This is a genomic window from Vibrio sp. HS-50-1 (genome assembly GCF_024747315.1).
Lineage (GTDB): Bacteria > Pseudomonadota > Gammaproteobacteria > Enterobacterales > Vibrionaceae > Vibrio > Vibrio diabolicus.
This window is the reverse complement of sequence record NZ_JAMPZF010000048.1, coordinates 741,530-756,265: the sequence shown is the minus strand read 5'-3', so window position 1 is coordinate 756,265 and position 14,736 is coordinate 741,530. Positions and strand designations below refer to the sequence as shown.

The following is a 14,736-nucleotide window of genomic DNA, read 5'->3' as shown; positions in this document are numbered from 1 at the left end:
TGGCTCAAACGAAGCTGCAATTACGCAGTCTGAAGGTATATACTCTTCAAGTTATTGTTGAAAAGAGCGAATACTTTGTCTCAACCAAGCAGAATTACCTTTGTCACGGCTAACTTGTTTAATTTTGTCGCACCTCCTGATGCCTACTATGATTTCGAAAACATCTACTCGTTAGAGCAATGGCAAGACAAACTTGCTTGGACGCAACGTCAAGTTGAAAAACTGGAAGCTGACGTGATTGGCTTACAAGAGGTGTTCAGTATTGAGCAAACTCGCGCATTCTTTTCAACCATCGGCTACCCCTACTTTGCGACCGTTGACACCCCACATGTAGAGGATGAGTACATTTACTCAAGCCCTGTTGTGGCAATCGCATCTCGGTTTCCAATCGAAAAAGTACAAGCTGTAGAATTTGACTTAGCAACGCTTGAGCCTTTTGGAGTAAGTGTTGCTCCAGAGTTCAGTCGAAAACCTATCTATGCCCAAGTCATACATCCTGTACTCGGTCATATCGCCGTTTACGTGACGCACCTAAAATCTCAACGCCCAGCCGACTCAGAACAACCAGAAACGTCTAGCACGATTATTGGGCGCTGGTTATCCACCCAGCAAAGAGGTTGGGAAGCAGCGATGTTAAGAGACGCGATGCAAAAAAGGTATAGAAAGGAGCCAATGCCAACGGTGTTAATGGGTGATATGAATCAACCTATCACTCTAACCAGTGTTAATAGCGCATTGGTATCCAATGCTGGTGACAGCGTCACTGAATTGCAACTCAAAGATGGATGGTCATTACAAAGTGACACTCTGAAGGATGAACGCCCCGCTACGCATTATCATTTTTCCACTGGGAATGTGCTCGACTATATCTTGCTCTCTCAAGAGTTTGACACCTTATCAGATATATCGGTTGCCGAGGTTGTTGATTATCAGGTGTCTAACCAACATCTGATCAACCCGATTTATGACAGAGATAAAAACGCCAGCGACCACGCATTTGTGGCGCTGACGGCTGAAGTAAAGCTTTGAGTAACCTGTTTAGTGACGTTTAACAATTTTACGTGGAATCAACTCAACACCCGGTTTATAACGTTTGGCGGAAGCGTTGAGCGCTAACTCCATTGCGCTGTCCGCGATCAACTCAAATTGTTGAGGTAAAGAGTTGATTTTCACTGGCAAGAAGTCCAGCAGTCGATTATCACCAAACGTCGCTAGGCGAACTTTGCTCATGAGTTCTGGCTTTTCGAGCATCACATCCAACACACCTTCTAACAGTGTGTATGACGTTGTGACAATGGCATCTGGCAGCTCGTTCTCTGCTAGCCATCTCTCTAAGACTTTCTTACCTTCTTCTCGGGAGAAGTGCTGCCCATAACCCACTGTTGCCGTTTTGCCACCTTGTTGAGAAGCGGATAGAAAACCGAGCTCACGCTCTTTTGAAACTTGAAGATCTTGCAATGCGCCGATTAAGCCAATGGACTTTATATCCTCGGACAGTACTGATTGAGTGAGTTCAAGTGCGGCGTCAAAATCTTCGCTGATGACACAACAAAAGTGCTCATCATCCATTGGGCGGTCTAGCGCGATAACTGGCGTACCAGAATTTTGCAACTTAAGATAATACTCGTTTGCAGTGGGCATACCACTTGCCACAAACAACGCATCAATGCGACGACTGACTAACGCTTCCGCCACCTTTTGCTCTGTATCAGGATCATCATCAGAGCAGCCAATTAAAATTTGGTACCCTGCTTTACGCGAGTTTTGCTCAATCAGTTTTGCAAGACGCGCATAACTGGTGTTTTCTAAGTCTGGGATGATAAGCCCAAATGAGCGTGAATTACCTGCTCGCAAAGAAGACGCCGCATGATCTGGCTTATAATTGTATTCTTCTACAATGGCCATCACTTTCTTCTGAGTCTTCTCGCTGATGCGGTATTTCTGCGCTTTTCCGTTAATCACATAGCTTGCAGTTGTCTTAGAAACGCCTGCTAATTTGGCTATTTCATCCAGTGTCATATTCTAAACCTTATTCTGTGCGCGCGATCATATTAATACATCAGCGATCTTTCGATAAGTTGAATTATAAGCTGAACCGATTCAGTATAAAAGCTGAAAGGATTCAGCAAAACTTAAAAATTGACGTAGATCACCTGAATACACAACAAACCAATTTGTAGGCTAGGCTATAGGACAGCGGCAAAGGCTCGTTTGTTAACGTCAGTTTTTAAAATGGTTTTTCTGAGTCTTTTAAAAAATTTACCAATAAGCTGAATCGATTTAGCTTGGAAGATAGAAAGGTTTGAGGAGTGATAAGCGCTCAGCAGAAGCAGCGTTCAACTTCTCACACAGAATACATTTTTAAATTGATACCTTAAGGCTGGAGAAGCACCATGCTTAAGCTAAATAAGAACGACATTACCCTCTCGCAATCAGCGACAGATAAGTTTGCAGCAATAAAAAGTATTGCACAGAGTCTGACTGATAAAGGTCTGGTTGAGCAAGGTTACGTGGAAGGCATGCTAAACCGTGAAAACCAAAACTCTACGTTTTTGGGGAACGGTATTGCTATCCCGCACGGCACGACTGACACTCGCTCAATGGTGAAAACAACGGGTGTTGCTGTGCACCACTTTCCACAAGGTGTCGACTGGGGCGATGGTAACACGGTATTCGTCGCTATCGGCATTGCAGCTAAATCTGATGAGCACCTTGGCATTCTTAAACAGCTAACGAAAGTGCTAGGCGCTGACGGCGTAGAAGAACGCCTACGTAATGCAAAAAATGAAGACGAGATTATTGCCCTGCTCCACGGTGATGTTCAGCTTGAAGCAGACTTTGACGCCTCTTTAATTCAACTTATGTTCCCTGCGAGCGATATGCTACAAATGAGTGCTGTTGCTGGTGGTCTTTTGAAAAACACGGGCTGTGCTGATAACGAGTTCGTCGCAGATCTCGTTACCAAAACACCAACTCACTTAGGTAATGGCCTTTGGTTAATTGGCAGTGACAAACATGTAACTCGTACAGGCGTGTCATTTGTCTCGACGGCAAACGACTGCGAATATGAAGGTCAAAAAGTGCGTGCACTTGTCGCATTTGCGGCATGTAACAATGCTCACCAGCCTATCCTAAAAACGCTTTCTAATATTGTGTTTAACAATGAGCACGGCAAGCTTTTAGATGCATCAGTAGAACAGATTCTTGCTTTGTTTAAAGGTGAAGAAGTCACAGCCGCATCTTCAGAAGAAGGCAATACCGCTGTATTTAAAATCAAAAACTCTCATGGTTTACATGCTCGTCCGGGTGCAATGTTAGTGGCGGAAGCGAAAAAATTTGAATCCACCATTCGCGTTGCCAACCTAGACGGTGATGGCAAAACAGTAAACGCGAAGAGCCTAATGAAAGTCATTGCGCTTGGCGTTAAGCACGGCCATCAACTTCAATTCACTGCGGAAGGTCCTGATGCACCACAAGCCTTGGAGTCTATCGGGAATGCTATCGCTTCTGGCCTTGGTGAAGGTTAAGGAGCCGATATGACGAACAAAACAAGTAAAGTTGTCACTATTACGCTCAACCCGGCATTGGATTTAACAGGTTCAGTAAATGAGCTAAACGTTGGTTCCGTGAGCCTAGTGCAGCAAAGCAATCTCCATGCTGCAGGTAAAGGTGTCAACGTAGCAAAAGTGTTGAGCGATTTAGGCGCAGATGTCACGGTTACCGGCTTTCTCGGTAAAGATAACCCAGAGCTATTCCATCAGCTTTTCAATGACATCGGCGTTAAGAATGAGTTTGTAGAAGTACAAGGTGCAACTCGTATCAACGTCAAGCTCGTTGAGGCTAGTGGCAACGTTAGTGACATTAACTTCCCTGGTGTTCAAGTAACGGCTGACGAAATTGCTCGCTTTGAGGAGACGCTATTCCGTCTCGCAGAGACTCACGATTACTTTGTGCTTGCGGGTAGCTTACCTGGAGGCGTAACCGCCGAACAATGTGCTGCGTGGATAAAAGCACTGCATCAACAAGGCAAAAAGGTGTTGTTCGACAGCAGTAAAGCCGCATTGAAATCAGGTATTGAGGCTCACCCATGGTTGATTAAGCCTAACGATGAAGAACTTGGTGATTTTGTTGGCGAACACCTAGAAACACCAGAACAATGCCAAGCCGCCGCGCAAACACTGAGTGACAAAGGCATCGAGAACATTGTTGTGTCGATGGGTGCTGACGGTGTGATGTGGCTAAACCAAGGCGAATGGCTTCGTGCACAACCCCCTCGAATGAATGTGGTAAGCACCGTTGGCGCTGGCGATACGCTAGTTGCTGGCTTGTGTTGGGGTCACATGCAACTGATGCCGAAAAACGATTTATTGCGCTTCGCTACAGCACTTTCTGCCTTGGCAGTTAGTCAAGTCGGCGTAGGGCTAACCAGTCAGGAAGAGCTGGAGAACATCAAGCTGCAAACTGAAGTTAGCGAGCTTTACCCTATTACAAACTTAGAACAAAACTAAGGAACAGAAGGTTATCGTATGAATATTGCCATTATTACTGCCTGTCCGAGCGGTGTTGCAAATAGCATCCTTGCGGCAGGGTTACTAGAACAAGCAGCCGCAAAATTAACCTGGAATGCCAAAATCGAATGTCAATCAAGTGTGGTTGAACCTACACCGCTGACGGAAGCTGACGTTGAACAAGCAGAAGTCATTATCATTGCGGCAAATACTAGCGTGGATACTTCTCGTTTCGTAGGAAAAAAGGTTTACCAAGCGGAAATCAGCGAAGTAGCAAAAGACGCAACTACGTTTCTCCAGCAAGCGGTTGAAAACGCCACTTTACTTGAGAAAGCAACCACACTTGCAGCCCCTATCACTCCTGAAGTAACATCAGCAGCAAAGAAAATTGTCGCAATCACCGCTTGTCCTACTGGCGTTGCGCATACCTTTATGGCAGCAGAAGCGCTAGAAGAAGAAGGCAAACGCCGTGGCCATCAAATCAAGGTGGAAACTCGTGGTTCAGTTGGTGCGAAAAACCAACTGACAGATCAAGACATCGCAGACGCTGATCTAGTGATCATTGCTGCAGATATCGAAGTGCCACTTGATCGCTTCAACGGCAAAAAGATGTACCGCACGAAAACAGGCCCAGCTCTGAAGAAAACAGCCGAAGAGATGGACAAAGCATTCGAGCAAGCCACGATTTACCAACATTCAGGTTCTGCAAATTCTGCTTCGGCAGCAGACGAGAAGAAAGGCGCTTACAAACACTTGATGACAGGGGTATCGCACATGCTGCCTGTGGTTGTCGCTGGTGGTTTGATCATCGCCCTATCGTTCGTGTTTGGCATTGAAGCATTTAAAGAAGAAGGCACGCTAGCTGCAGCATTGATGAACATTGGTGGTGGCTCTGCATTCGCATTGATGATTCCTGTGCTTGCGGGTTACATCGCGTTCTCGATTGCTGACCGTCCGGGTCTGGCTCCTGGTCTTGTTGGCGGTATGCTAGCAAGTTCAACGGGTGCTGGTTTCCTAGGAGGTATCGCAGCTGGCTTCATTGCCGGTTACGCGGCGAAGCTCCTTGCGGACAAAGTAAAACTCCCACAATCGATGGAAGCGCTTAAACCAATTCTGATCATTCCATTTGTGGCAACACTGTTCACAGGCCTTGTGATGATCTACATCGTAGGTGGCCCAGTTTCAGGCATCATGAACGGCCTGACTGACTTCCTAAACAACATGGGATCTGACAGTGCAGTTCTGCTAGGTATTATCCTTGGTGCGATGATGTGTTTCGACCTAGGTGGCCCAGTAAACAAAGCCGCTTACGCATTTGGCGTCGGTCTATTGGCTTCGCAAACTTACGCGCCAATGGCAGCAATCATGGCAGCTGGTATGGTTCCTGCGCTAGGTATGGGTTTAGCGACCTTCATTGCGAAGAACAAATTTGAACAAAATGAACGTGAGGCAGGTAAAGCATCTTTTGTATTGGGCCTGTGTTTCATCTCTGAAGGCGCAATTCCATTTGCCGCCAAAGATCCAATGCGTGTGATTCCATCTTGTATGGCAGGTGGCGCGCTTACTGGTGCCCTATCCATGCTGTTCGGTGCAAAATTAATGGCACCACACGGCGGTCTGTTCGTACTGTTAATCCCTAACGCCATTTCACCAGTGTTAATGTACTTAGTGGCTATCGCAGCTGGTACAGCAGTAACTGGCTTTACTTACGCTTTCTTAAAAAGCAAAGCAGAAGCCAAACAAGAAGTCGCGGCTTAAACAGAATTACTCCGCTTAACAATGCCACCCTCGAATTTGGCATTCAGCACCTCCCTTTAATTCCGGTTAAGGGAGGTGTTTTTTATTCCGCAGCCGGAACGGCAACAATGTCTACTTCCCCACTGTTCATATCCACCGTCGCTTTATAAGTACTATGCGGATCACCGTAATGTTTAAAGGTGAAGTGGTATACATTGGCTGGCGTCCACAAAGCTTTCGAATCAGCGGGCATAATGTCATAGCCATCTTGCTGATAAAGCTCTGTCGCCATTACATTCGCAATTGCCGCCTGCTGGTTTGAGTCACGATCCACCTTTGGCTCTAAAGAAGGGTTACTCGGGTAAGATTCACCGTTGTAACTCATGAGTCGATATGAGCCATTACTCCAAACGATGAAATCTTGCCAGCCATTGCTGTAACTATCTGCAAGTACAATAGGCGTGCGAGTGACAGACATTCGATTGATAACGTTCCCCTCGTTATCAAACATATAAGCTGCACAACCACCGCTGCCACAGAAATAACGGTCTTGTAGCAATACAATGTGTTCTGCATTGCCATCGCTGTTTAAGTCGGCGCTACCCGATATATAACGTAGATTGTCTTGTTCGAGTGAAAGCCCTTCAGGCGCTAACACCTTGTTATCAATCCAGTTGGAGATGACTTCAGTGCTAACGCTGTTGATTTTAGGAACGGCTTGCTTAGCCTCTTCTGTAGTCATACTGTCTGTCGTAGTACAGCCGACCAAGGTGAAAGAACCGACGAAGAAGAGTCCGTGTAATACGCGCTTGTTCATGTTATCTCGCTCTTTGATGTATCGTTCCATCAGTATACGCATGATTTGCATTGCATTCGTAAGAAAATCATTAGAATCAAGTAAATGAATGGATTGGTGTACATTGGTAAGATCAAAAAAGCCCTGAAGAAGACCTTCAGGGCTAGGCAGGAAGCTGGCAAATAGCCAGGAGTCCCTATGCAGTGGTCGGTTTTACCCTAAACAGAATCGCAAACATTACTGGCACTACAATCAGTGTCAGTACTGTAGCAAAACCAAGACCTGCCATAATCGTTATTGCCATCGATCCAAAGAAGGCATCGAAGACGAGTGGAATCATCCCCAAGATGGTCGTCAGAGCAGCCATACTTACCGGACGAACACGACTGATCGCACTATCGACAATCGCGAGATAAGGCTCTTTCCCTGATTCCAACTCAAGGTTAATTTGATCAAGCAACACAATACCGTTTTTCAAAATCATGCCACTTAGGCTCAGCAAACCAAGGAATGCTGTAAAGCTGAACGGCATATTAGTGGTAAGTAAACCAAAGGCAACACCAATGATCGCCAACGGCACGGTGAACCAAATGACCAACGGCTTTTTAATTGAGTTAAACAGCAAAATAGTAATGATGAACATCAACAAGTAACCCATCGGCAACGAACCAAACAGACCTTCTTGCGCATCTTTCGATGATTCATACTCACCACCCCATGTGATTTCGTAACCTTCTGGAATATGCAGTGCCATCACTTTAGGCTGCACACGCGCAAACAAGCTTGCCGCCGTGTCGTCGCTCAACACATCGTGGTCAGCGAGCACAGTTAACGTGCGCTTGCGGTCACGACGCTGAATTAGCGGCTCGCTCCAATCCAATTTAACGCCATCAATCACTTGGTCGACCGGAATATACGTTTGCAGTGATGGGCTCCAAATGGTCACGTTTTGTAGTGATTCAAAGTCCACGCGTTCTTCTTCAGGAAGGCGCGTCATAATTGGCAACGTGTGTGTACCATCACGTAAGTAACCCAACGTGCTACCACCAAACGCCATTTGCAGTGTGCTTGAAAGATCTTCTTTCGAAATGCCCAAGCGACGAGCTTTAGACTCATTGAAAACAGGCACAAGCTCCTTAGTACGCTCTCGCCAATCGTGACGAATGTTTCGGGCACCAGGGTCGGTATGAAGGATGTCTTCAACTTGCACCGCTAAATCACGTAAAACTTGTGGATCGGGACCAGTAATACGCGCTTCGATCTTAGACGCTGGTGAAGGGCCAAATTCCATCAATTTAAATTGAAATGTCGGTGCATCAAACGTCTTCGCAAGGTTAGCATCTAACTTGTGCAACAAACCGAACATGCTCTCACGATCAGTGGCGCGAACTTGGAACTGGGCGTACGCTTCGTAACTTTTCTCTGGCTGATACGTAAGAGCAAAACGCTGCAAACCCTGCCCAATTGAAGCAGAAACAAAGTCAATATCGTCTTGCTGACGAATGTAGCTTTCCACTTCTTCGGCTTTTTTGATCGTTTCGCGGATATCCGTACCTTCTGGCATCCACATATCAACGTAAAACATCGGCGTGTTCGATGGTGGGAAGAACTGCTGTTTTACATTACCAAATGCCACGACAGCACCCACTAATAGCGCGACCATGCTAGCAACCGTTAGCCAACGGAATCGCAGTGCGAATTTCAGCGATGCGCCAAATACAACAAACAGCCAACCTTTGTAGGGATCTTCTTCGTTGGTATCTTGGCCCTTGTCCTCTTCTTTCAACAATAGATCTGCGAGGAATGGCGTCAGCGTAATAGCGGTAATCCAGCTCAAAAATAGTGAGAAACACAGCACCCAGAATAGAGAGCCCATGAACTCACCCGTTGCATCTTGCGACAAACCGATAGGTGCAAAAGCCGTAATCGCAATGATGGTTGCGCCAAGCAAAGGCCACTGTGTTTGCTTTACAATATCGACGGCCGCTTGAACTTTAGTGCGCCCTTTTTTTAGGCCAACCAAGATGCCTTCCACGACCACAATCGCGTTATCAACCAGCATACCCAGAGCAATAATTAACGCGCCAAGAGAAATACGGTGCAGCTCGATATTGTTGTAGTTCATCAAGATGAAGGTACCGAACACCGTCAATAACAGCACGACGCCAATGATGACACCACTGCGTAAGCCCATCGTAAACAGCAGAACGATGATAACGATCGCCACTGCCTCTGCTAGGCTAATTACGAACGCTTTAACGGACTCATCCACTTCATTGGCTTGGTTGTAAAAGTAGTTCATATCGATGCCAGCAGGCTTGATAGACTCAAGGCTCGCAAGCTCCGCATCCAAACGTTCGCCAACCTCAACCACGTTCACACCTGACGCAAACGAGATACCGATATTAATTGCTTTTTGACCGTTAAAGAGTACGACGTTGCCTGGCTTCTCTTGGATACCACGAGAAATCGTTGCTACATCTTTTAGACGAATTAGGTTCCCAGTGTCACGACCATGAATGATCAAGTTTTCTAGCGCTTCTACGGTGTTTAAGGTACCACTTGGACGAATGACAAGGCTTTCGCCATTGACCATCACTTCCCCTGCTGAAACCACATTATTTTGTTGGTTCAACAAGCTCGCAACCACGTTCATGTCTAAGTTCAATGCCGCAAGGCGGTCAAGAGAGATCTCAACAAACAGCATTTCTTGTTGATCGCCCGTGATATCCACCTTTCCTACGCCATCAACCAGCTCGATTTCACGAGTCAGGTAATCAGCATAGCGTTTTAGCTCGACATAATCGTAATCGTCACCAGTGAGCATCAGCATCACGCCATAAACGTCACCGAAATCATCAATGATCTGCAAAGATTGTACGCCCTGAGGCAAAGTTGGTCGCAAGTCATTAATTTTACGGCGCATTTCATCCCAAATTTGCGGCAGTTCATCAGGACCATAGTCCATTTCCATACTGACCGTGATTTGAGACATACCATCAGAAGACGTAGAGGTAATTTTGTCTATATAAGGAAGCTTTCGAATCTCTTTTTCTAAAGGGTACGTCAGCTCTTCTTCAACCTCTTTCGACGTCGCGCCAGGGTATGTTGAAATGATCATGGCATCTTTAATCGTAAATGCCGGGTCTTCTAGTCGTCCAAGCTCCAAAAACGACGTTAGACCACCAACAGCAAGGATAATAATAAACAACCAGCTGATGACTTTATTTTTTATTGAGTACTCAGCAATGTTCATTATTGTTTATTCTCCACAACATCCACATGTTTCCCTTCACGTAATTTACGTAGGTTTGAATTAATCAGAACGTCGCCTTGCTTAACTCCTGACGACACAATGGCTCCGTTGCCATTCACTTGGGAAATCATCACAGGCACCCGGGTGACAACGTCACCCTCTTTTTTCCATACAAAGAACTCATTCTCTTCGCTGCCCGCTTGAAGCGCCGTCACTGGAATACTGTAACCATCGATGGAGGTAATCCCCGCTTTCACCATATCGACCAGAACACTGACGCTGGTTCCCGGCAATATCTCTGGTTTTGGCTGTGGCATCGTCAAATACATTTCGTAAGTTTGAGTTTCGGAGTTAGGCTCACTTGTGTGCTCTAAATAGTCCAAAGCAAATGTGTCACTAATGCCGGAGAAGGTTGCTCTAGGCTTGTAACTCATGTTGTCTGAATTTGGGTCCACCATAGCGAGAACATTGTCGGAAAGCTCAATACGCACGTACACCAAATCGTTTTGATATAGGTTCAACACCGGCTCCCCAACTGCCACACGTTCAAAACGCTCTTTGAAAACGTCCGACACTTTACCGGCAAACGGGGCGAATAAACGGGTGTAGTTCAATTGATTGGTGGCGTTATAGAAATTAGCCTCTGCCAACTCTTTATTAGCCGTTAGCTCATCAAGCTCGGCCTTTGAGATCATCTGACGTGCGTGTAGGTCTTCGCCGCGTTTGAGCTGACGAATCGCCAGTGTATATTGCGCTTCTGCGTCATTTACGGCTTGCTTTTCTTTACTGTCATCCAACTTTGCGATCATTTGGCCTTGCTTAACAACGTCGCCCGCTTTCACCAACACGTGTTGAATTTCTCCCGCGCGGCGGAATGCCATAGGTGTTTGCTCTGCTGGTACAACTATTCCTTTAAAAGCTCGATATTGGCTTTGTACCGGCGCATCCACAGAGATAGTCGACACAAAAAGCGGCTGCTCGACGACAGCTTGGTTTTCATTTTTGCAACCCGTTAAAACTGCAAGCGCAATTGCAGAGATCGTAAATAGAGATCGTTTCATTAAATGCCTCCCTCACGACCCCAAGCTTTCACGACTTGTCCTTCGACCAGTCGCTCAACGCCAGCAACAACAACGTAATCATTGTTATCAAGCCCTGCTTTCACACCTCCAGAGGCATCAAGAGACACTGTGACTTTATTTACTTGCTGTGTGTTTCTGTCCATTACCCACACTTCGCCTTGCGTCTCTTTTTTGTTTACCCAAGCAGATTGAGGCAACGTCATCGCGTCCGATAGATGTTGTTTAGCTATGTGCACCTGCCCTGTCATACCTGTTAGCAAATTGCGATCTTCTGGTCGAGTGATGGTTACGATCGCCTCATAACTGTTGGTATCGATATTTGGCTGAGTCGAAATTTCTTTAAATTTTCCAGGGATACGTTTTCCTGGCTCGCTATCCATCGTCACCCACATATCGGAGTTTTGCAGTGACTCAAGTGATACGGATTCCGCATAACTGACTGGCAGTGTGAACGACACATCTAAGGTCGTGTTATCGATAAGATTCAGGATCTCTTGCTTCTCTGCGACCACTTGAAACGGGTTAACATAGGTGTATGACACGATGCCATCAAAAGGTGCGTGAATCTTGGTATAACTCAAATCTGTTTTGGCTTGTTCGTAGTTTGCCAATGCCGCTTTATATTGAGTTTCTTTCTGGTCGTACTCATCTGTACTAATCAGCTTTTTTCCATAAAGGTTTTTCGCGCGCTCCCATTGCGTTTTTGCTAACGCGAATTGTGCTTGAGAGGCGTCTAACGCAAGCTGAAGATCTTTAGGGTCTAACGTTGCAAGCACTTCACCTTTTTTTACCTCTTGGCCCATGCGAACAAGTAATTCATCGACCTCACCACCAACCTGAAAAGAAAGCTGTGCGCGATGTGTCGCATCAATACGCGCTAAAAAGGCATGCGAGTCTTCAACTTCTAGATCTTTCACCGCCAGTAATTTTACAGGTTTGATTAAAGGTTCAGACGGCTCGGAAATGGCTTTGTTACACCCAGTTAGCATGCCAGAGAGACTTAATGTCACCACAGCACCAACTAAAGTGCGCTTTAAATATTGTTTTCGCACCCGCTTTCTCCGTAGGTTTTATTTATTACACAGCTGTGCAGTATATGCAGAATTTGAAATCGATCAAGATATTTTCCAGGTGGAAAGCAAATTAATTAGTCAAAGCGTCCGGTTTCTGGTAAAAGTAAGCGCGTTGATTAATATTCGGGAAAATTCGAACTATGAATGAAAGAAAGCAGGGGCGTAGAAGTGCTGAAGCCGCAGAACAAACTAAGTGTCTGATCCTTAAGGTGGCAGCAGATATGTTTTGTGAACTTGGTTACGAGCGTGTCTCACTGCGCAATATCAGTGAAAAGGCTGGTGTTTCACATAGTTTGATCCGTCACCACTTCGGCAGCAAAGAGAAGATTTGGCAAGCGGTTAGCGACGCGATGGATGAATTCATGCAGTGCTATATGGCTGAATTAATCAATGAGATGCCTGAGAACACACCTTCGAATAGAAAAATTTATCTGTTCATGGTTCGCATGCTGGCATTTGCGCTCGTTAATCCTCACCCAGTACAGATGATCGCTGATGCTATTCGCCAAGGTGATGATGGTGCCCTGCTGCAGTATTTCTTAAAGTCAAAAGATGAGTTTGCTGCGATATTTACCGGAATTTTTGAGCAGTACAACAGTGAAAACCCTAACGCCCAATTTGATCAGTGGGAATCAAAGTGGCAGATGTTGATTTTTGCACATGGTGCAATCAGTCTTACTCCGATGATGCAAGAGACATGGCCTGACATCGCTGATAATCGCGAAAAAATGCTGATCAAACATTGGGAGTTGTTTAATACGATCATGGCGTCTCAGTTTGGGATTGCAAAAGAAGACATGATTCATCCGGAAAAACTTGAAGATATCGTTATCGACATGTGTTGTACAATCGACAAAGCGGTCGGATAAGGCTGCAGAAACTACGATAACTTCCAAGCGTATAAATAAAACCGATATACATAAAAATGCCGAGCTAGAAAGCTCGGCATTTTTGCTTGTTTCTTGCCTCACGAATACGCGAAGAATGACAATAATGGGTAACCTAACCGCGGTAGTAACGTTGCGGTACAAAAGGCATTTTCTCAACCGTCATTGGTAGCATTTTACCGCGTACTTCAGCGAACAATTCGGTACCAATCACAGCAAGATCAGCACGCACATAACCCATTGAGACAGGCTTACCTGCATTTGGACCCGCAGTACCGCTGGTTACAACGCCAATTTTAACGCCATCAGCATCAAACAATTCCGCGCCTTCACGGACTGGTGCTTTAGTTTGGCCAACCAAACCGACACGCTTGCGCGCCACATCTTTGGTCTCGATCTGCTTAAGAATAATATCCGCACCTGGGAAACCACCTTCACGTTCACCGCCGATACGACGAACCTTTTGGATGCCCCATAACAAGCTTGCTTCTACAGGCGTAGTTGTTGTGTCTAGGTCGTGACCGTATAGGCAAAGACCACACTCAAGACGAAGTGAATCACGAGCACCAAGGCCAATCCATTCAACTTCCTCTTCCGCGGTCAGTTTACGTGCGAGTTCTTCTGCCTTGTCAGCAGGAACCGAGATCTCGTAACCATCTTCGCCAGTGTAGCCACTACGAGAAACAATGCATTCGGCGCCTAAAATATCGACTTTACGAATATCCATGAACAGCATGTCAGAAACTTCTGGGGCAAAGCGCGCCAATACAGCTGCCGCTTTAGGGCCTTGGATCGCAAGCAGAGCACGGTCTTCGATAATGTCTAGCTCAACACCAGATGGCAAATGCGCTTGTAGGTGTGCAATGTCTTGTTCTTTGCATGCCGCGTTCACAACCACAAAAAGATGATCGCCTAGATTAGCTACCATCAAGTCATCCATGATGCCGCCCTCTTCATTAGTGAAGAACGCATAACGCTGTTTACCAGACTCAAGATCCACAATATCTACTGGCACTAATGTTTCTAGGAACGCAGCTGCACCGTCACCAAGTAGGCGAAGTTGTCCCATATGAGAAACATCAAACAGACCTGCGGCATCACGAGTGTGTAAGTGTTCCTTTTTTACGCCTAGAGGATACTGAACAGGCATATCGTAACCCGCGAACGGGACCATTTTGGCACCAACTTCAACGTGAAGTGCGTGTAGTGGTGTTTTCAGTAGTTCTTGAGTCATTTTCGTCTCCATTTAGATAGACCCGAGAATGCTATCGGCATTCGATGTGTTTCCAATAATAAACATGGCTCATTCTATTTTGCACGAACAAGACGTAGATCGACTTGCAAAAGTGTGACTCTTAACATTTTAATCACAACAAATCGTACAAAAAAGCGCTTTA

General features: G+C 45.9%; 11 protein-coding genes. 5 read left to right on the top strand and 6 right to left on the bottom strand.

What is annotated here, in order from left to right; genetic code table 11:
• The first annotated feature begins 75 nt into the window (after positions 1–75).
• On the top strand, positions 76–1,029 hold the full coding sequence (locus NDJ01_RS22560) for an endonuclease/exonuclease/phosphatase family protein (RefSeq protein ID WP_186437933.1): 954 nt from the start codon (positions 76–78) through the stop codon (positions 1,027–1,029).
• Between the two features lie 9 nt (positions 1,030–1,038).
• Here the strand turns inward: NDJ01_RS22560 and cra are convergent, their stop codons facing one another.
• On the bottom strand, positions 1,039–2,019 hold the full coding sequence (cra, locus tag NDJ01_RS22555) for a catabolite repressor/activator (protein WP_256898651.1): 981 nt from the start codon (positions 2,017–2,019) through the stop codon (positions 1,039–1,041).
• A 374-nt stretch (positions 2,020–2,393) separates the two neighbouring features.
• On the opposite strand from cra, the gene fruB reads away from it, so the two are divergent.
• Genes fruB through fruA form a run of 3 tightly spaced genes read left to right on the top strand, consistent with a single transcriptional unit; the run spans position 2,394 to position 6,266 of the window.
• Entirely contained in the window at positions 2,394–3,527 is a 1,134-nt protein-coding gene (fruB, locus tag NDJ01_RS22550; RefSeq protein ID WP_258587399.1) for a fused PTS fructose transporter subunit IIA/HPr protein, read from the top strand.
• 9 nt (positions 3,528–3,536) lie between these two features.
• A complete protein-coding gene (pfkB, locus tag NDJ01_RS22545) occupies positions 3,537–4,508 on the top strand; it encodes a 1-phosphofructokinase (protein WP_258587398.1) in 972 nt (323 codons plus the stop codon).
• 18 nt (positions 4,509–4,526) lie between these two features.
• Positions 4,527–6,266, top strand: a complete 1,740-nt coding sequence (fruA, locus tag NDJ01_RS22540; protein ID WP_258587397.1) for a PTS fructose transporter subunit IIBC — start codon at positions 4,527–4,529, stop codon at positions 6,264–6,266.
• 82 nt (positions 6,267–6,348) lie between these two features.
• On the opposite strand, the gene NDJ01_RS22535 is transcribed toward fruA, so the two are convergent.
• From NDJ01_RS22535 to NDJ01_RS22520, 4 genes are all read right to left on the bottom strand, one after another.
• Positions 6,349–7,062, bottom strand: a complete 714-nt coding sequence (locus NDJ01_RS22535; RefSeq protein WP_109169975.1) for a hypothetical protein — start codon at positions 7,060–7,062, stop codon at positions 6,349–6,351.
• Positions 7,063–7,237: 175 nt separating this feature from the next.
• Positions 7,238–10,297 carry an efflux RND transporter permease subunit gene (locus NDJ01_RS22530; protein ID WP_258587396.1) on the bottom strand — a complete coding sequence of 1,020 codons (3,060 nt, stop codon included), beginning with the start codon at positions 10,295–10,297 and terminating at the stop codon, positions 7,238–7,240.
• Complete coding sequence (locus tag NDJ01_RS22525) at positions 10,297–11,358, bottom strand: efflux RND transporter periplasmic adaptor subunit (RefSeq protein ID WP_258587395.1); 1,062 nt, start codon at positions 11,356–11,358, stop codon at positions 10,297–10,299. The genes NDJ01_RS22530 and NDJ01_RS22525 overlap by 1 nt, the downstream gene beginning before the upstream one ends.
• The gene (locus tag NDJ01_RS22520; RefSeq protein ID WP_258587394.1) at positions 11,358–12,431 is read right to left on the bottom strand and encodes an efflux RND transporter periplasmic adaptor subunit; all 1,074 of its coding nucleotides are present in this window, start codon (positions 12,429–12,431) and stop codon (positions 11,358–11,360) included. The genes NDJ01_RS22525 and NDJ01_RS22520 overlap by 1 nt, the downstream gene beginning before the upstream one ends.
• A 161-nt stretch (positions 12,432–12,592) precedes the next feature.
• Here NDJ01_RS22520 and vdeR point away from each other — a divergent pair, with 161 nt between their 5' ends.
• Positions 12,593–13,321, top strand: a complete 729-nt coding sequence (vdeR, locus tag NDJ01_RS22515) for an efflux transporter transcriptional repressor VdeR (RefSeq protein ID WP_006742273.1) — start codon at positions 12,593–12,595, stop codon at positions 13,319–13,321.
• A 133-nt stretch (positions 13,322–13,454) separates the two neighbouring features.
• Here the strand turns inward: vdeR and gcvT are convergent, their stop codons facing one another.
• Positions 13,455–14,573: a glycine cleavage system aminomethyltransferase GcvT gene (gene gcvT, locus NDJ01_RS22510; protein WP_258587393.1), complete on the bottom strand. Its 1,119-nt coding sequence runs from the start codon at positions 14,571–14,573 to the stop codon at positions 13,455–13,457.
• Positions 14,574–14,736 lie beyond the last annotated feature (163 nt).

Excerpts from the sequence above, each read along its gene's own strand:
- NDJ01_RS22530 (WP_258587396.1), bottom strand. The coding sequence starts at position 10,297 with ATGAACATTGCTGAGTACTCAATAAAAAATAAAGTCATCAGCTGGTTG.
- NDJ01_RS22535 (WP_109169975.1), bottom strand. The coding sequence starts at position 7,062 with ATGAACAAGCGCGTATTACACGGACTCTTCTTCGTCGGTTCTTTCACC.
- NDJ01_RS22525 (WP_258587395.1), bottom strand. The coding sequence starts at position 11,358 with ATGAAACGATCTCTATTTACGATCTCTGCAATTGCGCTTGCAGTTTTA.
- fruB (WP_258587399.1), top strand. The coding sequence starts at position 2,394 with ATGCTTAAGCTAAATAAGAACGACATTACCCTCTCGCAATCAGCGACA.
- fruA (WP_258587397.1), top strand. The coding sequence starts at position 4,527 with ATGAATATTGCCATTATTACTGCCTGTCCGAGCGGTGTTGCAAATAGC.
- pfkB (WP_258587398.1), top strand. The coding sequence starts at position 3,537 with ATGACGAACAAAACAAGTAAAGTTGTCACTATTACGCTCAACCCGGCA.
- cra (WP_256898651.1), bottom strand. The coding sequence starts at position 2,019 with ATGACACTGGATGAAATAGCCAAATTAGCAGGCGTTTCTAAGACAACT.
- vdeR (WP_006742273.1), top strand. The coding sequence starts at position 12,593 with ATGAATGAAAGAAAGCAGGGGCGTAGAAGTGCTGAAGCCGCAGAACAA.
- gcvT (WP_258587393.1), bottom strand. The coding sequence starts at position 14,573 with ATGACTCAAGAACTACTGAAAACACCACTACACGCACTTCACGTTGAA.